18 protein-coding genes are annotated in these 23,015 nt (G+C 63.9%); 4 read left to right on the forward strand and 14 right to left on the reverse strand.

Translation table 11 applies throughout. The features are described from left to right. Positions 1-124: 124 nt before the first annotated feature. Positions 125-1,543 carry a discoidin domain-containing protein gene (locus tag BM136_RS05760; RefSeq protein WP_092970953.1) on the reverse strand — a complete coding sequence of 473 codons (1,419 nt, stop codon included), beginning with the start codon at positions 1,541-1,543 and terminating at the stop codon, positions 125-127. 943 nt (positions 1,544-2,486) lie between these two features. On the opposite strand from BM136_RS05760, the gene BM136_RS05765 reads away from it, so the two are divergent. Continuing rightward, positions 2,487-3,239: an autoinducer binding domain-containing protein gene (locus tag BM136_RS05765; protein WP_092970954.1), complete on the forward strand. Its 753-nt coding sequence runs from the start codon at positions 2,487-2,489 to the stop codon at positions 3,237-3,239. Positions 3,240-3,255: 16 nt separating this feature from the next. Here the strand turns inward: BM136_RS05765 and BM136_RS05770 are convergent, their stop codons facing one another. Then, a complete protein-coding gene (locus BM136_RS05770) occupies positions 3,256-5,070 on the reverse strand; it encodes an EAL domain-containing protein (protein ID WP_092970955.1) in 1,815 nt (604 codons plus the stop codon). Positions 5,071-5,296: 226 nt separating this feature from the next. Here BM136_RS05770 and BM136_RS05775 point away from each other — a divergent pair, with 226 nt between their 5' ends. Continuing rightward, on the forward strand, positions 5,297-6,325 hold the full coding sequence (locus BM136_RS05775) for a MerR family transcriptional regulator (RefSeq protein ID WP_092970956.1): 1,029 nt from the start codon (positions 5,297-5,299) through the stop codon (positions 6,323-6,325). 103 nt (positions 6,326-6,428) lie between these two features. Here the strand turns inward: BM136_RS05775 and BM136_RS05780 are convergent, their stop codons facing one another. The 8 genes from BM136_RS05780 to urtA all read right to left on the reverse strand — a co-directional run bounded on the left by BM136_RS05780 (position 6,429) and on the right by urtA (position 13,868). Then, positions 6,429-6,728, reverse strand: a complete 300-nt coding sequence (locus BM136_RS05780) for an FmdB family zinc ribbon protein (protein WP_092970957.1) — start codon at positions 6,726-6,728, stop codon at positions 6,429-6,431. Positions 6,729-6,794: 66 nt separating this feature from the next. After that, positions 6,795-7,976, reverse strand: coding sequence for a formamidase (gene fmdA, locus BM136_RS05785; protein ID WP_092970958.1), 1,182 nt, complete (start codon positions 7,974-7,976; stop codon positions 6,795-6,797). A gap of 26 nt (positions 7,977-8,002) precedes the next feature. Beyond that, complete coding sequence (locus BM136_RS05790) at positions 8,003-9,025, reverse strand: aliphatic amidase (RefSeq protein WP_092970959.1); 1,023 nt, start codon at positions 9,023-9,025, stop codon at positions 8,003-8,005. Positions 9,026-9,050: 25 nt separating this feature from the next. Next, complete coding sequence (urtE, locus tag BM136_RS05795; RefSeq protein ID WP_027679771.1) at positions 9,051-9,740, reverse strand: urea ABC transporter ATP-binding subunit UrtE; 690 nt, start codon at positions 9,738-9,740, stop codon at positions 9,051-9,053. A gap of 15 nt (positions 9,741-9,755) precedes the next feature. Then, complete coding sequence (gene urtD, locus BM136_RS05800; RefSeq protein WP_092970960.1) at positions 9,756-10,517, reverse strand: urea ABC transporter ATP-binding protein UrtD; 762 nt, start codon at positions 10,515-10,517, stop codon at positions 9,756-9,758. A gap of 14 nt (positions 10,518-10,531) precedes the next feature. Next, complete coding sequence (gene urtC, locus BM136_RS05805) at positions 10,532-11,668, reverse strand: urea ABC transporter permease subunit UrtC (protein WP_092970961.1); 1,137 nt, start codon at positions 11,666-11,668, stop codon at positions 10,532-10,534. 10 nt (positions 11,669-11,678) lie between these two features. After that, positions 11,679-12,596 carry an urea ABC transporter permease subunit UrtB gene (gene urtB / locus BM136_RS05810; RefSeq protein WP_092970962.1) on the reverse strand — a complete coding sequence of 306 codons (918 nt, stop codon included), beginning with the start codon at positions 12,594-12,596 and terminating at the stop codon, positions 11,679-11,681. An 87-nt stretch (positions 12,597-12,683) separates the two neighbouring features. Then, positions 12,684-13,868 (reverse strand): urea ABC transporter substrate-binding protein, encoded by a 1,185-nt coding sequence (gene urtA, locus BM136_RS05815; RefSeq protein WP_254775641.1) that lies wholly within the window; start codon positions 13,866-13,868, stop codon positions 12,684-12,686. 314 nt (positions 13,869-14,182) lie between these two features. On the opposite strand from urtA, the gene BM136_RS05820 reads away from it, so the two are divergent. Next, entirely contained in the window at positions 14,183-17,581 is a 3,399-nt protein-coding gene (locus BM136_RS05820) for a hybrid sensor histidine kinase/response regulator (protein ID WP_092970964.1), read from the forward strand. Further along, complete coding sequence (locus BM136_RS05825; RefSeq protein WP_254775620.1) at positions 17,562-18,548, forward strand: response regulator transcription factor; 987 nt, start codon at positions 17,562-17,564, stop codon at positions 18,546-18,548. Before BM136_RS05820 ends, BM136_RS05825 begins: the two co-directional genes overlap by 20 nt. Before the next feature lie 46 nt (positions 18,549-18,594). Here the strand turns inward: BM136_RS05825 and BM136_RS05830 are convergent, their stop codons facing one another. From BM136_RS05830 to BM136_RS05845, 4 genes are all read right to left on the reverse strand, one after another. Next, positions 18,595-19,488: an MBL fold metallo-hydrolase gene (locus BM136_RS05830; protein WP_092970965.1), complete on the reverse strand. Its 894-nt coding sequence runs from the start codon at positions 19,486-19,488 to the stop codon at positions 18,595-18,597. Between the two features lie 16 nt (positions 19,489-19,504). Next, on the reverse strand, positions 19,505-20,866 hold the full coding sequence (locus tag BM136_RS05835) for an MFS transporter (RefSeq protein ID WP_092970966.1): 1,362 nt from the start codon (positions 20,864-20,866) through the stop codon (positions 19,505-19,507). A gap of 55 nt (positions 20,867-20,921) precedes the next feature. Further along, positions 20,922-21,938: a succinylglutamate desuccinylase/aspartoacylase family protein gene (locus tag BM136_RS05840; protein ID WP_092970967.1), complete on the reverse strand. Its 1,017-nt coding sequence runs from the start codon at positions 21,936-21,938 to the stop codon at positions 20,922-20,924. A gap of 118 nt (positions 21,939-22,056) precedes the next feature. Beyond that, the gene (locus BM136_RS05845) at positions 22,057-22,932 is read right to left on the reverse strand and encodes a LysR family transcriptional regulator (protein ID WP_092970968.1); all 876 of its coding nucleotides are present in this window, start codon (positions 22,930-22,932) and stop codon (positions 22,057-22,059) included. Positions 22,933-23,015 lie beyond the last annotated feature (83 nt).

Below are 23,015 nucleotides of genomic sequence, written 5' to 3' on the forward strand. Positions count from 1 at the left end.
GCTTTTGACAATTTAGGGGTAGGCCCCAATGCGGCGCGCCTATCGCACCAATGACAAACGCCCCGATGGCCGAAGCCACCGGGGCGTTTGTCATGTCAGGCGATGCTGATACTGGAGCTGCCGCTTAGTAGCCCCACACCTGCATTTCATCCAGCGAGTAACCCCACTGCGTAGCGCGCTGCGTGCCGTACATGCGCACATAGCGGCCGCTGCCCTTGAGGTTGGCCAGCGATGTGTGGCCCCACGAAGCGCCGCTCGAAGTCGAGTAGATGTTCGTCCACGTCACGCCGTCATTCGAGGTCTGGATGTAGTAGACCTTGGCGCCTGCGTCCCAATACAGGTCAACGCCGGTGATGGTGCGGGTCGAGCCCAGATCCACCATCAGCCATTGCGCGCCGGCAACGCCTTCCACCGAATCCCAGCGCGTGCTGGTGGTGTTGCCGTCAAATGCGTAGGCCGGGCCGAGGCTGGCGCTGTAGCTGGAGGACGCGCTGGCCGGCTTGCCCTGCGAGAGCAGCGTGACGGACTGTGCAGCAGCCGTCGGCGTGCCTGCGTAGTAGTTCGAGCCAAGCTTCGCCTTGGTCGTGTCCGAGTTCACACCAAATTGCGACAGGCTCCAGCGCTGGCCGGTGCTCGCATCGCCCAGGTAGAGCTGGTAGCCGCCGGCGCTCGTGGATGAGAAGAACACGTAGTTCGTGTTGTTCACGGGCGACGGGTCGGAGTTGTTGCTGTTGCAGTCGTTGAGCGTGAGCTGGTTGGGCGTGTCGCTCGGGTTGACCTTGGTGTAGATCTGGTCGGCTTGGCTGGTGGCGTCGTGCCAGCGGGCATAGAAGACGGTGCCGTCGGCGCGCACGATCGGGTAGTACGTCGCCAGGCCTGCCGGTGTGTCGAACGCCACCTTGGTCGTGCTGCCCACGGTCTGCTTGTACAGGCCCATGCCCGAGCCGGTGCCCGTGGTGTAGTAGACGGCCGTGCCGTCCGGCGTCGCAAACGGCATCGAGTTTTCCAGCGTCGGTGCCGTGCGCGTCAGATTCACCGTCGAGGTGAAGACGGGGCCCGAGCTGGTGTACGACAGCGCGGCCTGCATGACATCGCCGTTCTGCTTGAAGAACAGCGATTTTCCGTCGGTGCTGAACTTCGGGTCTTCATTGCGCGTCTGGCCGGTGCTGTTGGTCAGGTTGATCGGCATGCTGGTCGAACCGACTTGCCAGAAGAACACATTCCACGCGTTGTTGGTGATGCCCATGAAGGCGATCCACTTGCCGTCGGGGCTGAACACCGCATTCATCGGGTCCTGGATGCCCCAGGCTGCCTTCGACACCTGTTGCAGCGTGCGCGCCGAAAAGTCGTAGATGAAGATCTGGCTGGTGCCGTCGCCGTAGCTGACGTAGCTGTGATACGCGAGCTTGCCGGTCAAGCTGGCGGGGAACGTCGTGTTGGACTGCGTGGGCGGATTGGCAACGCAATTTGCCTGCACGCCGGTGGAGAACAAACTGAGCGTAGCGCTGGCGACGAGGCCAAGAGAAATCAGAGTGGAACGCATGAAACGGGACTTCCTATGCAAATGGGTCAGTGGGGCGGGGGCAGCCGCCGCATTAAGTCCACGTCACTTTTTTGAATTTGGGCAAAGCTCCGCCAATTCCGGGGCATCCGGATTTGAAAAAGCGCCACAAACCGGGGGAGTGACGAGGATGAAGACGCGCCAAAAAACCCTGTTGCTTCGTACCGTCGTGTTTCTTGTCGGGGTCTCGACTACATCGAGAGGGCGAGTCGCGGACCAGACTGTAAGGCTTTCGCTGACACTGCGAAACCCCAATAAGAAAGCCGTTCTTGCCCTAATTCTCTGCCGTGGTAGTGAATCGCCACATGTGCGTGTAAATCTGACACGTCAATTTTTTGCGACGTTGATCAAACTGCACGTGAAACGTCATTATTGTTATTTTTACTGCGACGTTTTGTCGCGTCACCGAGGTGCAATCCTTGCTGTGTGTCGCACCTCCGCATCACCGCAATGTGGCGTCGGCGCGCGCTTTGCGGCGTTGTCGGCACTGCAATCCGGCTATGCGCATGAAGATGCACCCGCGGCAGTGGAGGCAAGCGATGACGGAAGCCGACGATACGAATTCCGCCTACCCAGGCCCTGCAAGAAGGACGCGTCCCGTGGGGAGATGGCAATGCCGACGGCGACATGCCGAACATAAATAGCAGATTTAAATAATGGGTGTGCTTTTGCGCAAAGCCATTTGGCTATCAGATAATTTATTGCTGTATTGCGTTATTCCAATATTCGAGAAAATCTACTAATTGCATGCGCTATGCGGGGCGCGCAATTCGTTTCGGATTATGTATAGTTCCGGCACGCCAACGACTGCCTCAGCAAAACGCAAGGCTGATCGCGCTTTTCGCCAAATTTGAATTGAGGGAAGCCGGTTAGCTGGAGTGGGCACCGGTATGGCGATTCAGCGCGTGTTTTGGAGGCCGATGGGATGGGCGTTCACAACCAATTGCCGCTTGGCTATGCAACATCCTGGCGTGCGGCATTGCTGCGCGAGCTGAATGCACTGCGCGACGCCGATGCTGTCATCCGTAGCCTGCAACCGGCGGTGACTCTGCTCGGCTTCGACTATTGCGCCTACGCCCTGCGTGCAGCGATTCCGATCACGCGCTTCAACACCATCTGCTGGAGCACCTACCCGGAACATTGGCGCGAGCACTACCGGGTGTGCGGCTACTTGGCTATCGACCCCGTGTTGCAGTTTGGTCAGCGCTGCGTCAAGCCAATGCTGTGGTCCAGCATCGCCACGGCAGACGCGCCGTTCTGGATGGACGCGCGCCGCCACGGGCTCAACCACGGGTGGTCGCACACCATTCGCGATCACACCGGCATCTTCGGTACCTTCAGCCTGGTGCGCCGCGCCACGCCCATCACCGAAGACGAACTGGCCGCGAGCGAGCCTGAAATGATCTGGCTGAGCCAGCGCGCACACGCCAGCATCGGCACGCTGATGGCCGAAAAGGTGTTGCCCGATGCCGCCACGCGCCTGAAAGAGATTGAACGGCGGACACTGCACTGGACGGCCGAAGGTAAGACGGCGGCTGAAGTCGCGGCCATCCTGGAAATGACCGAGCGCAACGTGAACTTCCACATCCGCAACGCCATCACCAAGCTCAATGCCGCCAACAAGACGCATGCCGTGGTAAAGGCCGCGTTGCTCGGGCTGATTCCCGCGATGCTGTAGCGCAGGCGCAGAGATGTCAGGCCATGGCCCGCGCGGCAGGGGCGGGGTGCATGGCTTCCAGATGGAAACCGTTATCGCTTTGCTTGGCGCGCCGCTTGGCCAGGGCGGCGGCGGTGCCGATGTCATCGCTGTTGTGCGCGGCGCCGGGGTGCACGTGCAGCGCGCCCACCGCCATCGTCACGAAGCGGAAGAACGCCGGCAGGCCCTTGCGGTCTTCCGCATGGATGCCGCCTGCCGCGCGGTCAGCCGGCGTATACATGGCAAGCGCGTTGGCGTTGAACGCCGTCATCGCCTGCGTGATGCGTGCGTGCCAGTCGGCGCTCTGGAACAGGATCAGGAAATCGTCGCCACCCACATGGCCGAGAAAATCGCGCGTGGGCTCGCATGCGGTGGCCAGCACGGCGGCGGCCATCTTCAGCATCTCGTCGCCCTGCCAATAGCCGTACTGATCGTTGAAGGGCTTGAAGTGGTTCAGGTCCACGTAGCATGCATAGAATTCAGCGTGCGCTTCCAGCAAACGTTCAATGTGCAGGTTCAACGGAATGTTGCCCGGCAGGAATGTGAGCGGATTGGCGTAGCGTGCGGCCTCGATGCGGATTTCGGTCACGGTGCGCACCAGCTCTTCACCGGTGCCCAGGCCCAGGTAGCGGCCGTGCTCCGTGATGATGAAACCATCGGTCAGGTAGCGTTGGTCTTCGCTCATCAGCAGCGCCGACATGTCCTCCAGCGAGGCGGATTTTTCCACCAGCACAGGCTGCCGGTTGGCAAACGCCAACGCCGGTTTCTTGCCGTACAGCTCGCGGTGATACGGCATCGCATAGCGGTCAATGAACGCGCGGCGTGCGATGAGCGCGAGCGGGCGTTCGCCTTCGTCGAGCAGCGCCACGGCGTGCAGATCGGGGTGGCGGTTGAACAGGTGCAGCACGTCGTCGTTGCTGCTGCGCAAGGGCAGCGTGGGAGCGACGCGCAGCAGCTTGCTGGCCGTGATGGCGCGCCAGCCCACGCGAACCGCCTGCGGAAACACCGCAATCTGCGAAGACTGCAGCACGCGGGCTGCCTGGCTCGACATGTCGCTCGCGGGTTTGTCCTGCGGGCGCGCAAGAAAGAAGCCCTGGCCGAAACGGATGCCCAGGTCGCGCACCACGCCCAGTTCGTCCTCGGTCTCCAGCCCTTCGGCAATGATGCTGGTCGCGCCGCCCTTGAGCGTCTGTTGCAGCGTGCGCGCCATGTCCAGCTTGGCCGGATGCTTGGCAATGTCACGCAGGAAATACTTGTCGAGCTTGATGAAGTCGGGCGTGAGTTCGATCAGCAGGTTCAGGTTGGCATTGCCGGTGCCGAAATCGTCCAGCGCGCATTGCAGGCCAAAGTCGCGTGCTACCGACAGCGCCTCGGCAAAGCTCGCCAGATCATCGATGGGCGTCTGCTCGGTCAGTTCGATGACGATGCGCGAGGGGTGCAGGTCGTGATCGGCAATCGCGTGCAGCAGGCGGGCGTGGTCTTGCAGCAACTGGCGCACGCCTTGCGCGCTGAAGTTCAGGAACAGCTTGCCCGGCAAGCGCATGGCCGAGAAATTGGCGATGGCCAGACGTGCGGCGGTGGTCTCCAGGGCAATCGTGCCTGCCGTGTCCGAGGCTGCGGCAAACAGGGCCGCCGGCGATTCCATGGCCGAGCCCACCGGCCCGCGTAGCAGGGCTTCGTAGCCGAGCACCTCGGTGGTGGACAGGCGGAAAATCGGTTGGAACACCGTGCGCAGCATCTCGGGCGCAATGCCCGCGGGCAAGGGAAGCGGTGAGAAAGTCATGACGTTGGCGGCAGACGCAAGATCGGACATTCCGCTATACGACCCGCTGAACACAGAGTTGAATGAACTTTTTGTGACGCACGCAGCCGCGCGGGTTCGCGGGGCATGTTCCCCACCACAGAGGGGCCTGGTTCAGAATGCAGGATGCGCCTGCGTCTTCACGGGGCGCTGCCTATTGCCGTCCATTCACGCCGTGCTTGACCCTCACATTGTGTGAGGTCCTAGCCTGTGTCCAAGCCAGAAGACAGGAGCCACCATGTTGTTGAAAGTGGGCGATCTCGCCAAACGCTGCGGCCTCTCGGTGCGCATGCTGCATCACTACGACACCATCGGCCTGCTCACGCCTTCGGCCCGCTCCGACAGCGGTTACCGGCTGTACGACAAGGCTGACGTCGCCCGCCTGCACAAGATCCAGGCGTTGCGGCGCTTCGGCATGTCGCTGGCCGATGTCGGGGCTTTCCTGGCCAATCCGGACATCCCCTTTACCACGATCGTGGAACGGCAGATCGCGATGCTCGATCAGCAGATCACGCAGGCCAGCGTGCTGCGCGATCGGCTGTCGCGGCTGCACGGCCAGCTCGTGCGCGAGGAGGAGCCCGAATTGACCGAGTGGCTCACAACCTTGGAATGGATGACCATGTACGACAAATATCTTTCGCAGGAAGAACGTGCCCGCGCCGAACGCATGGACGCCGATACGGCGCGTCATGAACGGTGGGCGGCGCTGGTGTCGACCGTGCAGGATGCGATGACGCGCCAGGTGGCCTCACGCAGCAGCGAGGCGCAAGCGCTCGCCAAGCAATGGATGGCGCTGCTCGCGCAGGACGCGGCGCTGGACCCGGTCCTTACGGCCAAGCTGCACACGATGCACATCAACGAGCCGGCGTTGCAGGAGCGCACCGGAATCAGCCTGGAGATGCTCGACTTCATCATGGAGGCGGCCAACGAAAGCAAGCTGGCGATCTACGCGAAATATCTGTCGGCGCAAGAGCTGCAGTTCATGCGCGAGAACTTCGGCAAACGCGCCAACGAGTGGCCGACCCTGATTGCAGAGGTGCGGCAGCATCTGGCCAAGGGCACGCCGGCGCATGCGCCTGCCATGCAGCAGCTTGCGCGGCGTTGGATCGAATTGTTCCGCTCATATGCGGGAGACGATCCGCAGACGCAGGCGAAGGTGCGCCTGGCGATGGAGCGGGAGCCCGAACTATCCGCCAGCCCGTGGATGGGCCCGGACCTGATCGCGTATGTGCGCGAGGCGATGGAAGGTTTGAAGGCAGCAGCGTAAGCCGCCCGCTTGCGCAACCCGAGGCGTCTGCCGGTCACGCAGGCGCCTTAGGTGCGCGTTGCTGTGCGTGCAAGAGGCCACCATCAGGCGCCAGCGTCTGGGCTCACACGCCGCAGATCGAACAGTGCTTTCCGCCGCAGACATGGAGGACGCTGTTGCGGCGGCCGGAGCCCCCTGCGCTGCCTGGCCCGGTGATTGGTTTGCCCGCCAGTTGCTCATGCAGCGAACTGGGTTGCCAGCGTGAAACTGACTTCAATGCAACGCGCCCCCCGGTCGGCATTGGCGCGGCGGGTGTGTCTTCGTCGCAATAGGGGCAGGGTGTGGGCGCGTGCAGTTTCGCAGCCGGAATCAGCCGTTCGAAAATGCCGTCGCAAGCGGTACAGCGGATGTCGTATAGCGGCATGAATGCCTCCGTTGCAGCGCCGGCCGTAGCGGTGCGGCCATGGCCGGCGCATATTGACCCTCAGCGTCAGTCGGGCTTGCGGCCCCAGTGCGACTTGTCGTTCAGCATGCCCTTGGGGGTGATGTCCTGATCGAAGATCGCCGTGGGAATCGACACCGTGCAGGCGCAGTTCGGGATGTCGACAATGCCGCCGATGCGTCCCTCCACCGGCGCAGCCGTCAGCAGCATGTAGGCCTGGCTGGCGGTGAAGCCGAAGTGCGTGAGGTAGTCGATGGCCTTCAGGCACGCTTGCCGATAGGCGACGGTGGCATCCAGATAGTAGTTGGTGCCGTTTTCTACGCTGATGCCCTCGAAGGTCAGCCACTGGTCGTAGCGCGGCTTGACGGGGCTGGGCATGAAGATCGGCGCGCTCAGGTTGTACTTGGCCATGCCGCCCTTGATGAGGTCGAAGCCGACGCGCGTGGCGCCGTCCATTTCGATCGCACCGCAGAAGCCGATTTCGCCGTCGCCCTGGGAGAAATGCAGGTCGCCCATCGAGAAGCCGGCGCCCTTGACGTACACCGGGAAAAAAATGCGGGTGCCGATCGACAGGTCCTTGATGTCGGTGTTGCCGCCGTGCTCGCGTGGCGGCACCGTGCGCGCAGCCTCGCCTGCCATGCGATCGAATTCCGCGCCGGAAACGCCGCGCAGCACTGCGGTGCGCGGGTCGGGCGGCTGGGCCAGGCCCTTGGCGGCCAGCGGTGCTTCGCGGCGGTTCCATTCGTCCAACAGTTCGCGGGAGGGCAGGCAGCCCATCAGCCCAGGGTGCGTCAGGCCGGCCAGCCGGACCCCGGGAATATGGCGTGACGTGGCATAGACGCCTTTCAAGTCCCAGATGGCCTTGTCGGCATCGGGAAAGTAATCGGCCAGGAAGCCGCCGCCGTTGGATTTTGCGAACACGCCAGAAAAGCCGATCGGCGTGACGGGCTTGATGTCGAGCAGGTCCACCACCAGCAGGTCGCCCGGCTCCGCGCCTTCAATGTAGAAGGGCCCTGTGAGCGGATGCGCGCGCGTCAGGTCGACATTGCGCACGTCGTCGACCTTGTCGTCGTCGCGGATCTGAGCATCGAGAAAATCCAGCGATTCGATGATGATCTCTTCGCCGGGCTTGACCTTGGAAAGGAACGGGATGTCCGGATGCCAGCGGTTGTGGCCGAGTTCGGCCTGCTCTGCCAGCGGCTTGCCGGGCTGGATCTTGAAATGCTGCATGGTGGTTTCTCCTCAGGGAAGTGGCGTCAGGCGTGGGGGATGCCATCGATGGGGCATTCGGGCGTGCCGGCGGTGCGGCGGGTGAGTGCCTCGACCTGCGCGCGCGCGGCGGCCGGATCGTTCACCCAGGTCTTGTAGAAATCGAATGGGCAGGCGGCCACGCCTTCCGGTGCTTCTCCGGAGTTGATGGTGCCGGTGTAGCCGCGGTGCAGCAGCTTATAAAGATGGTTTTGCGATTGCAGGTGCTTGCGCGCATCGCGGATCAGCCCGACCGACAGCTCGGCGTACTGGATGCCCATCTCTTCGGTGCCGCATTCGCCCAGCGTGCGGCCGTCGAATCCAACGATGGCCGAGTGCCCGAAATACGAATACACGCCGTCGAAACCGGCCGCATTGGCGACCGCCACGTAGACGTTGTTCATCCACGCCATGGCTTTGGACACCATCACCTGCTGCTCTTTGGCCGGGTACATGTATCCCTGGCAGCGGACGATCAACTCAGCGCCCTTCATCGCGCAGTCGCGCCAGATCTCGGGGTAGTTGCCGTCGTCGCAGATGATCAGGCTGATCTTCAGGCCCTTGGGGCCTTCCGATACGTAGGTACAGCCGCCGGGGTACCACCCTTCGATGGGGCACCACGGCATGATCTTGCGGTACTTCTGCACGATTTCACCCTGGTCGTTCATCAGGATGAGCGTGTTGTAGGGCGCCTTGTTCGGGTGGTCTTCATGACGCTCGCCGGTGAGCGAAAACACGCCCCACACCTTCGCTTCGCGGCATGCCGCGGCAAAAATGGCGGTCTCGTCGCCGGGGATGGTGGCCGCCGTCTCGTACATCTCGGCGGCGTCGTACATGATCCCGTGCGTGGAGTATTCGGGAAACACCACGAGGTCCAGCCCGGGCAGACCTTGCTTCATGCCGACCAGCATCCGGCCGATGTTGCGCGCGTTCTCCAGCACCTCGGCGCGCGTGTGCAGGCGCGGCATCTTGTAGTTGACGACGGCCACGCCAACGCAGTCCTGGCTGCTTGAAATGTCCCCGTGACGCATGCTTGCTCCTATGGTGTGAGGTGGGTCAAACCGAGAGGTATCGGCTGATGGTGGCGGCATCGACCTTGTCGCGCGTTTCTTCGTAGACGAAGCGCCCTTTGTCGATGACGAGAAAGCGGTCGGCAATATCAAGGGTGAAGCTGAGCACCTGTTCCGACACGACGATGGTGAGCTGGCGCAGCTTGCGGATCTCCTTCAGCGCCCGTGCGATGTCCTTGATGATCGACGGCTGGATGCCCTCGGTCGGCTCGTCCAGCAGCAGGACCTTCGGGTTGGTGGCCAATGCACGCGCAATGGCGAGCTGCTGTTGCTGGCCGCCCGACAGGTTCCCGCTCTTGCGCCCGCGCATGTCGTACAGAACGGGAAACAGCGCATACAGTTCGTCCGGGACGCGCCCGCCGGCAGACGCCGGCAGACCGGTCTGGATGTTCTCCAGCACCGTCATGCTCGAGAACATCATGCGGCCCTGCGGCACGTAGGCGATGCCGCGCGCCACGCGCTGGAACGAGGGCAGGGCCGTCAGTTCCTGGCCGTCGATCGACACGCTGCCCGAGCGCGTCGGAAGAATGCCCATCAGGGTTTTGAACAGCGTGGTCTTGCCCATGCCGTTGCGGCCCATCACGGCCACGATCTCCTGCGGTGCCACCTGCAGGTTGAGGGCATGGAGCACCTGGCTCTGGCCGTATCCGGAAACGAGGTCGGTCACGTTGAACATGTGCGGCTCCGGGGCTCAATGGCCCAGATAGACTTCAATGACTTTCGGGTCGGCCTGCACCGCATCCATGCTGCCTTCGGCCAGCACCTTGCCCTGGTGCAGCACGGTCACGCGGTGGGCGATGCTCTTGACGAACTCCATGTCGTGCTCGATGACGAGCACCGACCGCCCCTGGCTGATGCGGCCGAGCAGTTCGGCTGTCTTCTCGCGTTCCGACACGCTCATGCCGGCCACGGGTTCATCGAGCATCACGAGTTCCGGCTCCTGCATGAGCAGCATGCCGATCTCAAGCCATTGCTTTTGCCCGTGCGAGAGCAGGTCCGCCTGCTGGTGCAGCAGCTCGTTCAGGAAGATGTCGCGGGCCACCGCTTCTACGCGTTCCACCACGTCGGGCGTGCGGCGGAAGGCGAGTGCGCCGAGCACCTTGCGCCCGCGCGGGAACGACATCTCCAGGTTCTCGAACACCGTCAGGTTTTCGTAGATGGAGGGGGTCTGGAACTTGCGGCCGACGCCCGAGCGCACGATGTCGTGCTCGCGCATTTTCGTCAGCTCCAGGTTGTTGAAGCGGATGCTGCCGGAGGTGGCGCGCGTCTTTCCGCAGATCAGGTCCAGCACCGTGGTCTTGCCCGCGCCGTTGGGGCCGATCACCACGCGCACTTCGTTGCGGTCGACATACAGGTTCAGGCTGTCCACCGCCTTGAAGCCATCGAACGACACCGTCAGGTCTTCGATCGCCAGCACGGGCTTGGGCATTTCCACGCCGATCGGTTGGGTCATGGTGGGCTCCTCGTTTAGCCTTGCGCGGTGGCGCTGGGCGCCGGTTTTGCCGCCGTGCGGCGGCCTTGCAGCAGCCGTGCGATCCATTTGCGGCCGTGGCTGTCGTACAGGCCGGCCAGGCCGTTGGGGAAGTACATGACCACTGCAATGAACAGGCCGCCCATCAGGAACAGCCACAGCTGCGGGAAGGACTCAGAGAAATACGTCTTGCCGAAATTGACGAGCAGCGTGCCGTACACCGCGCCCAGCAGCGAGAGGCGACCGCCCACCGCGGCATAGATGACCATCTCGATCGACGGCACGATGCCGACGAACGACGGCGACATGAAGCCCACCTGCAGCGTGAACATCGCCCCGCCGATGGCCGACATGGCCGCCGCCACGCAGAACACGAACACCTTGAAGCTGGCGACGTCGTAACCGGAAAAGCGCACGCGCTCTTCCTTGTCGCGCATCGCCATCAGCAGGCGGCCGAGTTTGGAACGCAGGATGAAGCGGCCGAGCACGATGCAGCCCACCAGCAGGCCGGCGGTGACGAAGTACAGGATCAGCTTGGCGGAGTCGGTGCGGATGTCCCAGCCGAGCAGCGTCTTCAGGTCGGTGATGCCGTTGACGCCGCCCGTCCAGCCCTGCTGCCCGATGATGAGGATCGACAGGATCGCCGCGATGGCCTGCGTGACGATGGAGAAATACACGTCGCCCACGCGGCGCTTGAACATGGCGATGCCGATCAGCAGTGCAAGCAGCGTGGGCACCAACACCACCGCGACCACCGCGAAGCCGAAGTGGCGGAACGGCTCCCAGAACAACGGCAGGGCGGTCAGCTGGTTCCAGTCCATGAAGTCGGGAATGCCGGGCGTGGACTGGATCTTGGTGCTGACGGGGTCGGATGCTTCGAGCTTGAGGAACATCGCCATGCAATAGCCGCCGAGCCCGAAGAACACGCCCTGGCCCAGGCTCAGGATGCCGCCGTAGCCCCAGCACAGCACCAGGCCGACGGCCACGAAGGCGTAGCTGAGGTACTTGCCGATCAGGTTCAGGCGGAATACATCAAACGCCAGCGGCATGACGACGAAGATGACGGCGCAGAGTACGGCCAGGCCGAGCCAGTCGCGCTTGCGCTCTAGCCATGAATGAAGCGTGGGGTTCATGTCGGACTCCTTATTTGCGGACCTTGACCGAGAACAGCCCCTGGGGCCGCATCATCAGGATCAGGATCACGGCCGAGAGCGTCAGCACCTTGGCCATCGAGCCTGTGAGGAAGAACTCGGTGGTCGATTGCGTCTGGGCGATGGTGAAGGCCGACGCGATGGTGCCCAGCAGGCTTTGCGCGCCACCGAACACGACCACCAGGAAGGTGTCGACGATGTACAGCGACCCCGATGTCGGGCCGGTCGAACCGATGGTGGTGAACGCTGCGCCCGCCACCCCGGCCACGCCACAACCGAGTGCGAACGTCATGCGGTCCACGCGCCGCGTGTCAATGCCGACCGCACCGCTCATCACGCGGTTCTGCACCGTGGCACGCACCTGCAGGCCCCAGCGGGAGCGGAACAGCAGGAGGAACAGCGCACCGGTCAGCAGCGTGGTCAGGGCCATCACGAACAGGCCGTTGATCGGGATATCGATGCCGCCGCCTGGCGAGAACGATCCCATCAGCCAGTCCGGCAGCGTGGGGCTGACCTCCTTGGCGCCAAAGATGGAGCGGAAAGCCTGCTGCATGGCCAGGCTCAGGCCCCAGGTGGCGAGCAGCGTGTCGAGCGGGCGGTTGTAGAGCCGCGAGATCATCAACCGCTCGACTACGTAACCGATAGCCGCTGCCAGGACGAACGACAGCACCACGGCCGCGAAGAAGTAGTAAGGCTGCAGTGCCGGCGCGTAGCTGGCGGTGAGCGTCGACAGCAGGTACGTGGTGTAGGCGCCGATGGTGAGGAACTCGCCATGGGCCATGTTGATCACGCCCATCTGCCCAAAGATGATGGCCAGGCCCAGTGCCATCAGCAGCAGCACGCAGAAGAACGACAGGCCGTTGAAGCCCTGCATGGCGAAGATCGCCCCGAATTCCGACAACGAGGTCATGGCGGCTCCACGAAGACGATGGATGCGGTGGGAAGCGGTCCGTCCGGCTTGCAAACCGTGCTGCGGCCGGACCGCGTCTGCGGCGGGTTACTGGTAACCCTTCGGGAACGGATTCGGTTCGATCAGACCCGATTCGTAGACGACCTTGAACTGGCCGTCCGTCTGCACTTGCCCGATGCGCGTCTTGCTCCACAGGTGGTGGTTGGCGTGCACCTTCACGTAGCCTTCCGGCGCGGTGTTCAGCTCGATGCCGGGCGAGGCCGCGACCACCTTGTCGACGTCAAAACTGCCGGCCTTTTCCACCGCCGCCTTCCACAGCCACGGGCCGAGGTAAGCCGCCTGCGTGACGTCGCCGATGACAGCCTTCGCGCCGTACTTGGCCTTGAAGGCCTCGACAAACTTCTTGTTGTTGGGGTTGTCCAGGCTCTGGAAGTACTTCATGGAGGCGTAGAAGCCGGCCATGTTCTCGCCGCCGATGCCGAGCAGCTCATCTTCCGTGACGGACAGCGTCAGCAGTGTCTGCTTGTCGGCGGTCACGCCCGCGGCCTTCATCTGCTTGTAGAAGGCCACGTTGGAACCACCCACCACGGCAGCGAAAATCACGTCGGGCTTCTTCAGCTTCATCTTGTTGATCAGCGAGCCGAACTGCGTGTTGCCGAGCGGGTAGTACTCCTCGCCGACCACCTCGCCGTGCAGCACGTTTTCGATGTGCTTGCGCGCGATCTTCATCGACGTGCGCGGCCAGATGTAGTCGGAGCCGACCAGATAGAACGTCTTGGCCTTCTTCTCCTTGGCCACCCAATCCAGCCCGGCCAGGATCTGCTGCGTGGCTTCCTGCCCGGTGTAGATCACGTTCTTGGATTGTTCCAGCCCCTCGTAGAACGTGGGGTAGTACAGCAGCCCGTTGTCTTTCTCGAACACTGGCAGCACGGCCTTGCGCGACGCCGAGGTCCAGCAGCCGAACACGGTGGCGACACGGTCAGCTTCGAGCAGCTTCTTTGCCTTCTCGGCAAAGGTCGGCCAGTCCGATGCGCCATCCTCCTGGATGATCTTGATCTTGCGGCCCAGCACGCCGCCCGCGGCGTTGATCTGGTCGATGGCCAGGCGCTCGGCCTGGATCGAGCCTGTCTCGCTGATCGCCATGGTGCCGGTAGCCGAATGCAGTTGGCCCACGGTGACCTCGGTGTCGGTCACGGCAAGCTTGGTGGTGTTGACCTTGGCGGTCGGGTGCGACTGGGCGAGCGTGGCAAGCGGCGTCGCCAGCAGTGGCATGACGGTAAGACACAAGGCGAGGCGCCGAAGGCGCGAGGGGTGGCGTGACATCGTGGTTTCTCCCGGTTGCGGATGGTGGTCGGTGTGAACAGGCATGGAGGCAAGCCTAGGCGGGGGCCTCGATTGCCGGAATACGTCAACCGACGTACAGCGCGGCCGCATTGCGCGGCGCAGCCATCCGCAATCAAAAACACGACGACATCACAAGGGTGAACCGGCCGAGTGCGAGGGCGGAACGGAACTTGCATCGCCCGCCGCGCCTTCTCGCCTAGAGCATGAAGCTCAGGCGCGGTTCACCGAAACGGGGAGCGTTCGTGCACCAATCCGGCACCCAGCGCATCGTCAAGATCCGTCGTGACTACAACACGTGGGTCGCCGACGAGACGCTGGAAGACTACGCATTGCGCTATACGCCGCGCGGATTCCGCAAATGGTCGGAATTCCGCGTGGCGAATACCGCGCTGGGAGCCACGTCGTTCCTGGCGCTGGAGGCCATTGGCGGCTCGCTCGCCATCAACTACGGCTTTACCAACGCGTTCTGGGCGATCGTGGTGGTGAGCGTGCTGATCTTCCTGACCGGCCTGCCGATCAGCTATTACGCAGCGCGCTTCGGCGTCGACATGGATTTGCTCACGCGCGGTGCCGGTTTCGGCTACATCGGCTCGACGGTCACCTCGCTGGTCTACGCCACCTTCACGTTCATCTTCCTGGCGCTGGAGGCGGCCATCATGGCGCTGGCCGTGCAGCTTTACGTCGGGTTGCCGCTGCCCATCGCCTATGTGCTCTGTTCGCTGGTGATCATCCCGCTGGTGACGCACGGAGTCACGGCCATCAACAAGCTGCAGAGCTGGACCCAGGTGCTGTGGCTGGTGTTGCTGGTGCTGCCCTACGCTGCGGTGCTGCTGCGCAATCCGCGCGCCTTTGCCGACTGGCCGAGCTTTGGCGGCCTGTCGGAATCGGGCCGCGATTTCAACCTGCTGGCCTTTGGCGCCGGCTGCACCGTGGCCTTTGCGCTGATCGTGCAGATTGGCGAGCAGGTCGACTACCTGCGCTTTCTGCCCGAGAAGACGCGCGCCAACCGCGGCAAGTGGTGGCTGGCCCTGCTGGCGGCGGGGCCCGGTTGGGTGGTGCCGGGCGCGCTGAAGATGCTGGGCGGCTCCTTTCTGGTCTTCCTCGCCGTTCAGCACGAGGTGGGCACGGCGCGCGCCGTGGAGCCCACGCAGATGTACCTGGTGGCCTATCAGTACGTGTTCGGCTCGCCTGCATTGGCGATGGCGGCCATGGCGTTGTTCGTGGTGGTGTCGCAGATCAAGATCAACGTCACCAACGCCTACGCCGGTTCACTGGCGTGGTCCAACTTCTTTGCGCGCCTCACGCACAGTCATCCGGGGCGTGTTGTCTGGCTGGTCTTCAACGTGCTCATCGCGCTGCTGCTGATGGAGCTGGGCGTGTTCGAGGCACTGAACGAGGTACTGGCGCTGTATGCCAACGTGGCCATCGCATGGATCGGCGCGCTCGTAGCGGATCTTGTCATCAACAAGCCCTTGGGATACAGCCCCGCACACATCGAGTTCAAGCGCGCCTACCTGTACGACGTCAATCCGGTTGGCGTGGGCGCCATGCTGATCGCCTCGGTGGTCGCGACGCTCGCTCACCTCGGGTTGTTCGGTGCCGTGACGGAAGCGCTATCGCCGTTCGTCGCATTGGGCGTGGCGTTCCTCTGCGCGCCGCTCATCGCCGTGGCCACGCACGGGCGGTTCTACCTCGCGCGCAAGGTGCACGCGCCCGCCGACGCCGAACATGCGCACGCCGGCGCCATGCGCTGCGTGATCTGCGAGAACGTGTTCGAGCGGGAGGACATGGCGCAGTGCCCCGCCTACGCTGGCAGCATCTGCTCGCTATGTTGCTCGCTGGATGCGCGCTGCGGCGACGCGTGTAAGCCGCACGGCAGACTGTCTGCGCAAATCGCGCAGGCTTGGCGACATTGGTTTCCAAACACTGAACTGCCGCGACTGCACGTGCGCGTGGCGCAGTACGCCGCCGTGCTGCTGATCGTGCTGGGCTTGCTGGCAGGCGTGTTGACGCTGATCTACTACCAGACCGCCGTCACCCTGAGCGCGGACCAATCGCCGTTGCAATTGCTGGCGCGCGGTTACATCAAGGCGTTTTTCGCGCTGGCGCTGGTCGGCTGCGTGGGCGCCTGGTGGCTGGTGCTGGCCAAGGAAAGCCGCAAGGTCGCGCAGGAAGAGTCCAACCGCCAGACCATGCTGCTGATGCGCGAGATCGAAGCGCACCGCAAGACCGACGCCATGCTGCAGCAGGCCAAGCAAGCCGCCGAGTCTGCCAACCGGGCCAAGAGCCGCTACGTGACGGGCTTGAGCCATGAACTGCGCACGCCGCTCAACAGCATCCTCGGCTATGCGCAACTGCTGATGCGCGATGCGTCGATTCCACCTGCGCGCCGCGAGGGCCTTGCCACCATATTCCGCAGTGGCGAGCACCTCTTGGCCCTGGTCGACGGGCTGCTAGACGTTGCGCGCATCGAGGCCGGCAAGCTGCAACTCGACGTGAGCCAGGTGGCGTTTCCTGCGTTCCTCACGCAGATCGAAGCGATGATGGAACCGCATGCCTCGGAAAAAGGACTGGCCTTCCGCATGGAGCATGTGGGCCGCATTCCCGATGCGGTGCGCATGGACGAGAAGCGCGTGCGCCAGATCCTGATCAATCTGCTGGGCAACGCGGTGCGCTTTACGGACAGCGGTACGGTGTCGCTGCGTGTGGCCTACGCGCGTGAGCTGGCGACCTTCGAGATTCTCGATACCGGCATCGGCATTGCCTCGGATGAACTGGAGCGCATCTTCCTGCCGTTCGAGCGGGGCGCCGCAGCGCACGCGCAGGACAACGGCGCTGGCCTCGGTTTGACCATCTGCCGCATGCTCACCACGCTGATGGGCGGCCAGCTGAGCGTGGACAGTGTGCCCGGCGAGGGCACGCGCTTTACCGTGCGGTTGTTCCTGCCGGAGGTGCGCGAGCCCCGCGCGGTCGACCGCATCCGTCATGTCAGCGGCTATCGCGGTGCGCGGCGGACCGTGCTGGTGGTGGATGACCAACGCGAGCAGCGCCGTATCGTGGTGGGCGCGCTCGCGCCGCTGGGTTTCACGCTCGTCGAAGCCGCCAGCGGGCCCGAGGCGATGCGCCAGCTCGGCACCTTGCCGGTCGACCTGATCGTGATGGATGTCTCGATGCCATCGATGGACGGCTTCGAGGCCAGCCGGCTGATCCGCAAGCAGGCACTCAGTGTGGCGCCGATCCTGGTGTTGTCGGCCAATGCGTTTGCCGGTGACCGTGCACGCGGTGCCGCCGCCGGCTGCGACGACTACCTTGCCAAGCCTGTCCACCTGCCGCATCTGCTCGACAAAGTGGGCGAGCTGCTCAACCTCGAATGGATCGTCGACAGCGAAGCGGCTGAGGAAGCGCCGCCGCCAGCACGCTCGCATGCGCCGCTGCCGGCAGAGCTGGTCGCACAGTTGCGGCCGCTGCTCGAGATCGGCTACATCCGCGGGCTCATCGAATTGCTGGATGAAGCCGAACATCGCGATCCTGATCTTGCCGGCGTGCTGCAACCTGTGCGTTCGGCCGCGCGGCGATTCCGATTGACGGAACTGGATATGTTGCTCAAAGGAGCCCCTTCAGATGAACACAGCGTGGATTGACCATGGCGGCGCTGCGGCGCTGCATATGCCATCGGCCTCGCAGGCGATCGGTGCGGCCGCTGCGGGCTCCGGCGTCGTGCTCATCGTTGACGATACGCCGGACAATCTGGCGCTGCTGTCCGATGCGCTCGACGCGGTCGGCTACACCGTCCTGGTGGCGCTGGACGGCCCTAGCGCGCTGGATCGCATCGAGCGTCTGACCCCCGACATCATCCTGCTGGACGCCGTCATGCCCGGCATCAGCGGCTTCGAGACCTGCGAGCACATCAAGGCCAATGCGCGCCACGCGCAGATTCCCGTGATCTTCATGACGGGACTGACGGAGAGCGAGCATGTTGTGCGCGGCTTCCGTGCCGGCGGAATCGACTACATCACCAAGCCGATCCGCCCGGAAGAGGTGCTGGCGCGTGTTGCCGCGCATCTGGAGCGCGCCCGTGCGCACCGGCAGGCAGACGAAATCGTTGGCCTGGGCGGCCGCGCGGCGCTGGTGGCCGATGTGCATGGCGAGATCCACTGGCGCAGTTCGCGGGTCGCGCCGTTGTTTGCGCGCTTTTATCCGGACCACGGCGACATGCAGCGGCTGCCCTCGGTATTGCAGCAGTGGCTGGCGCAGAGCGTGGGACCCGTTGGCGCACCCGAAGCCGGCCGGATGGCGGAGGACGGCGAGGGCGTGCGGCTGGTTGCAAGGCTGGCTGGGCCGGCGCCGCACAGCGCGTGGGTCATCCAGTTGGAAGAGCACGACGACCGCAAGGTGAGCGATCGCCTCTGCGCAAGGTTTCGTCTGACCGCGCGCGAGGCGGAGGTGCTGCTGTGGATTTCACGCGGCAAGACCAATCGCGACATCGGCGACATCCTCGGTATGCGCCCGCGTACGGTCAACAAGCACCTCGAGCACATCTTCGAGAAGCTTGGTGTGGAAACACGCGTGGCTGCTGCCGCGCTGGCTTTGCAGGCTCAGCCGGGTTGAGGATCCGTCGGGCTGCGCCGGCTTTGTGGCGGGCACGCTTGTAGCGCTAGCCCTGCCTACGCACGTAGCGCCATTTGAAACCGTCTCCTGAACGCTGCACCTTGCCCGCGGACGTTTCCGGAAAATGGGCGGCGAAGACCGTCGCATTGGTTTCAGCCGCCCGGTCCAAGAGCCTTCGCCGCGACTCACGCGCCTGTGCCTGATCCAGGCAGAACACGGAGTTCCATTCTGGCCGGTACACCTGGATCGCGCTGTGCATGACGTCGCCGGAGAAGAGCGCCGTTTCGCCGCGCGATCGCACCTCGATCGCCATATGGCCGAAGCTGTGCCCGAACGTGGGCACGAAGCGGATGCCGTCAAGAATCTCTTCGCCCGCGTCGCGCACCGCGCGGGCCTGCCCGGCTTCAATCAGCGGCAGCACACTGTCTTCAAACACCATCCGCCGCGGCTCGCCTTCCGGCATCGCGAAGAAGTCCTGCTCGCGCTGGCCGAACACATAGGTGGCGTTGGGAAAGACCGTTACCCATCGCCCGTCCTGCCAATGCGTGTTCCAGCCGACATGGTCGACATGCAGGTGCGTCAGCAGCACGTAGTCGACCTGTTCCGGCCGAAACCCCGCAGCCGCAAACCGCTCGAGCACGGGATTGTCGAGCTGATCGAACAACGCGTTGAAGGGGCGCGATTTGCCGTTGCCGATGCCGGTATCGACCACGATGGTGAGCCCGTCGGCCTGCACGACCCACAGATGGGTTTTCAGCGGTACCCGGCGGTTGGTCAAATCCAGGCTTTCGGTGCCAAAGCGCTCTTCGATCGCGCGGCCCGCGTCTTCATTCCAGAGCGGGAACAGGCGTTCCGGTGGCAGCGCAAAATCGGTCTCGTCGACGCGCGTGATGGTGGCGGCACCAACGTGATGGATGGGGGAAGCGGATGTCACCAGCATGACGGTTCTCCGAAAATCAGCGAGTGTTGGCGGCCGGCACCCGCCGTGTGGCGATCGTGTAAAGCACCGCGCTGGCAAGCGCAGACACGCCGCCGACCACCGCAAGTGCCATTCCCAGGCTGCTGCCAGTTTGCCCCAGGCGCTCATTCAGGTAACCGACCGACAGCGGACCGACCCCCCCGCTGATGGCGTTGGTCATGAACACCAGCAAGGCAAGCGACCGGCCGCGCATGCGGTTGGGCATGGCAATCTGTAGCGGCACGGGCGCCAGGCCCATCGCAATGCTGGCCGCGAACGCGCACGTGCCGTAGAGCAGCACCGCCACGCCGCTGTTGCTGACGAGCGGCATCGCAATGGCTGCGGGCACCAACACGGCAACAGCGCATGCCGAAAAGCCCAGTACGCGCCGCAACGCTGTCTCGTCGGTGACGCGCGTGGCCAGCATGCCGGCGCAGGCGACCCCCAGCATGCCACCGATCATGTAAGCGGGCGCCGCCATCTGACCGACCACATTCGGCGCGAGATGAAACCGGCGCATTAGCAGTGTCGGAAACCATGCGGCGTGCGAATAGAACAGCGTGATGAGCGCAACGTACGCAGCAAAGTACGCGAGGCAGAAGCGGTTACGAACGAACAACTCGTTCAGCACGTCCCTGAGCGATGGCACTTCGTCTTCTGCGCGCGCAGTGTGGGCCAGCACTTCACGCCGCTGCGGCTCGCGCACGGTCAGCGCAACCAGCGCGGCCAGCCCCAGCCCGGGCAGGCCGACCGCAATGAACACCGCTTGCCACGGTGCGATGTCGTGCGCGGCAAGCCATGCATTTCCGCCACCGGCTGCTGCCGCTGAGAGCAGCATGCCGCCACCGAACAACGCCAGGCCGCCGCCCACGTACGGCCCAAGCATGAAGATGCTGCTAGCACGTGCGACCCGGCGCGGCGCAAAGATGTCGCTGAAGATCGATAGCGCAGCGGGGCTTAACGCCGCTTCGGCAATGGCAGTGCCCGCACGCGCGACCAGCAGCTCCGGAAAATTCGTCGCGAAACCGCACGCGGTGGTCGAGATGGCCCAGATGGCAATGCATGCGGCGATCAGCTTGACGCGATTGGACCGGTCGACGAGCCGGGCGACGAAGACGCCCGCCGTGGCGTAGCACATGGTGAACGAAAAGCCTTGCAGCAGGCCGATCTGCGTATCGGTCAGCGAGAGGGATTGCTTGATCGGCTGCACGAGAATGCTGACGACCTGCCGATCGAGGTACGAGAACGCAAAGCACACGAAGAACAGCAGGACGATGTAGGCGGGGTGGCCGACATTGCCAGCAATGCTGCGCGGCGCAGCGTCCTCCGGCGGCTCTGTTGAAAGGGTTTGGCTGGGCATGATGGGTCTCCGTCTTGTCTTGTTATGTCGTGATGTGAATCGAATGGCAGCCAGCTCAGTCGAGACTGGCTTCCGTAGCGAGCAGTGCGATGCAGTCGCCCGGTTCGACGCGTGCAAACGTGCGCATGCACATGACCGTGCCGTCGCCGCGGAACGCGATGTCCTCGGGCGCCGCCCAGGGGCGGTGCGGGTCGAAGAGGCGGCCTGCCAATTGCCCGGCGCGAACCTGGTCGCCCAGCGCGAAGGTCGGTTCGAACACACCGGCACGCGGTGCGTACACGTAATGGCGCGCGCCTTCCACGCGCAGGAAGCGTGTCTGCTTCGGCGCTGACACTGCCGGTTCCGGCATCACGCCAAGCCGATGGAGCACGCGCTGCAGGCCGGTTTCGACGATCGCGAGGTTGCCGGCGTCGCAGCCGGCATGGCCGCCAAACTCTCCGCAGAAGAACAACGTGCCGTGGCGTTCAGCGGCAGCGGCGAAGGTCCGGTCTTCGCCAAGCAGATCCATGATCATGGTGTGCGGTGCGCCAAAGTCGCGCACCAGTTCCAGATAAAGCGCGCGTTGTTCACCGTGCGCCGGCGGGGACGCCAGCAGCGTGGGCAAGTGATCGAACGATGCACCGCCGGCATGAAGGTCGATCACGATATCTGCACGCGGCAGCAGTTCGGTCTCGACATAGTGCGCAATCATTTCGGTCGGCTGCCCGTTGCGCGCACCCGGGAACATACGGTTCAGGTTGCCCCGGTCGATCGGGGAGGTGCGCGAGCCGTTGATGAAGGCCGGGAAGTTCAGGCCCGGAATCACGATCAGACGGCCGCGCATCGCCATCGACGGCAGCTGCTGGAGCAGCTTCATCAGGGCGACGGGGCCTTCGTATTCGTCTCCATGATTTCCGCCGGTCAGCAGCACGGTCGGGCCGGTCCCTGCGCCGGCATTGCACACCGCAATGGGGATCGGAATATGCCCGTAGGCGGAGCGGTCATGTGACCACGGCAGGCGCAGCGTTCCGGTCTGGAAACCGACGCGTTCGAAGTCGATGTCGGTAGCGATGAGGGAGGCAGAATTTGTCATGGCGGCAAGCGTGAAGACGAGGTGTCTTCACTATCGCCGACGCCGGAAAGCGCGGCCAATGCCGATTTCTGCGGCGGCCGATGCCTTGCAGGCATCGCTCTTGGAACGCGCCGGGGGTCTACTGCAACTGCGCGATAAAACGCAGGAGTGCCGCGTTGGTGTGCGCCGAAAGGAAACAGAATTCCAGCGGCAGCGGCACCGACAGATCGCGCAGTTCGACAAAGCGCACGCGGGCGGGTGGCCGATGACGATTGGCGGCGTTGACGATGGCCGCACCCATGCCGGCAGATACGAGCGACAAGATGGCGGTTTCCGTCGATGCTTCCTGGCGGATATCGAGCGTGAGTCCGCGTTCGGCACAGGCTGACAGGAGCCGGTCGTAGTAGGCGGGATAAATGCGGCGCGGAAACGCGATGAATGGCCTGCCCGCAAGCTCGCTGGCGAGGACCGCGTCCTCGCTGCCAAGAGACCACGACTGCGGCACCGCCAGCACGACGTTCTGTTCCAGCACGGGCACGCCGGCGATGCCCTGCGGCAACGTGCCGAGGCGGTAACAGAAGCCGCCGTCGAGCTGACCCGCTGCAATCGCCTCAAATTGCTCCGGCGTATTCATCGGCGTCAGTTCGAGCGCGACGTCGGGCGCGGTCTGCTGGAAGGCGCTGAATGCCTGCGAGACGATGCCGATCCACGCGGCGTTCTCGACAAAGCCGAGCCGCAGTTGGCCATGCACGCCATCTGCAATGCGCCGTGCCAGACGGTTTGCCGCATCGACGCGCGTGAGGATGTCGCGCGCTTCATCAAGGTATGCAGTGCCTGCCGCCGTCAGCTTCAGGCCGCGTGGGGTGCGTTCGAACAGCGCTGCGCCGATGGCGTCTTCAAGGTCCTGGATCTGGCGCGAGATGGCCGGCTGCGTGACGTGCAACTGCTCCGAAGCGGCCCGCACGCTGCGCAGCTCGGCTACAGCGATGAAATACCGAAGATGCCGAAGCTCCATGATGGTCCCGCGCAGTCAGGTCGTCGGCAATGATAGTGCAGCCTCTGAGCCAAATCGACGAGGTCCTGCTGACATTGCGCGGT

It is taken from the genome of Ralstonia sp. NFACC01 (assembly GCF_900115545.1).
Taxonomy (GTDB): domain Bacteria; phylum Pseudomonadota; class Gammaproteobacteria; order Burkholderiales; family Burkholderiaceae; genus Ralstonia; species Ralstonia mojiangensis.

Excerpts from the sequence above, each read along its gene's own strand:
- BM136_RS05775 (WP_092970956.1), top strand. The coding sequence starts at position 5,297 with ATGTTGTTGAAAGTGGGCGATCTCGCCAAACGCTGCGGCCTCTCGGTG.
- BM136_RS05830 (WP_092970965.1), bottom strand. The coding sequence starts at position 19,488 with ATGCTGGTGACATCCGCTTCCCCCATCCATCACGTTGGTGCCGCCACC.
- urtC (WP_092970961.1), bottom strand. The coding sequence starts at position 11,668 with ATGAACCCCACGCTTCATTCATGGCTAGAGCGCAAGCGCGACTGGCTC.
- BM136_RS05760 (WP_092970953.1), bottom strand. The coding sequence starts at position 1,543 with ATGCGTTCCACTCTGATTTCTCTTGGCCTCGTCGCCAGCGCTACGCTC.
- BM136_RS05840 (WP_092970967.1), bottom strand. The coding sequence starts at position 21,938 with ATGACAAATTCTGCCTCCCTCATCGCTACCGACATCGACTTCGAACGC.
- BM136_RS05845 (WP_092970968.1), bottom strand. The coding sequence starts at position 22,932 with ATGGAGCTTCGGCATCTTCGGTATTTCATCGCTGTAGCCGAGCTGCGC.
- BM136_RS05765 (WP_092970954.1), top strand. The coding sequence starts at position 2,487 with ATGGGCGTTCACAACCAATTGCCGCTTGGCTATGCAACATCCTGGCGT.
- urtD (WP_092970960.1), bottom strand. The coding sequence starts at position 10,517 with ATGACCCAACCGATCGGCGTGGAAATGCCCAAGCCCGTGCTGGCGATC.
- urtE (WP_027679771.1), bottom strand. The coding sequence starts at position 9,740 with ATGTTCAACGTGACCGACCTCGTTTCCGGATACGGCCAGAGCCAGGTG.
- BM136_RS05790 (WP_092970959.1), bottom strand. The coding sequence starts at position 9,025 with ATGCGTCACGGGGACATTTCAAGCAGCCAGGACTGCGTTGGCGTGGCC.
- BM136_RS05770 (WP_092970955.1), bottom strand. The coding sequence starts at position 5,070 with ATGTCCGATCTTGCGTCTGCCGCCAACGTCATGACTTTCTCACCGCTT.
- BM136_RS05825 (WP_254775620.1), top strand. The coding sequence starts at position 17,562 with ATGAACACAGCGTGGATTGACCATGGCGGCGCTGCGGCGCTGCATATG.
- urtA (WP_254775641.1), bottom strand. The coding sequence starts at position 13,868 with ATGCCACTGCTGGCGACGCCGCTTGCCACGCTCGCCCAGTCGCACCCG.
- BM136_RS05835 (WP_092970966.1), bottom strand. The coding sequence starts at position 20,866 with ATGCCCAGCCAAACCCTTTCAACAGAGCCGCCGGAGGACGCTGCGCCG.
- urtB (WP_092970962.1), bottom strand. The coding sequence starts at position 12,596 with ATGACCTCGTTGTCGGAATTCGGGGCGATCTTCGCCATGCAGGGCTTC.
- fmdA (WP_092970958.1), bottom strand. The coding sequence starts at position 7,976 with ATGCAGCATTTCAAGATCCAGCCCGGCAAGCCGCTGGCAGAGCAGGCC.
- BM136_RS05780 (WP_092970957.1), bottom strand. The coding sequence starts at position 6,728 with ATGCCGCTATACGACATCCGCTGTACCGCTTGCGACGGCATTTTCGAA.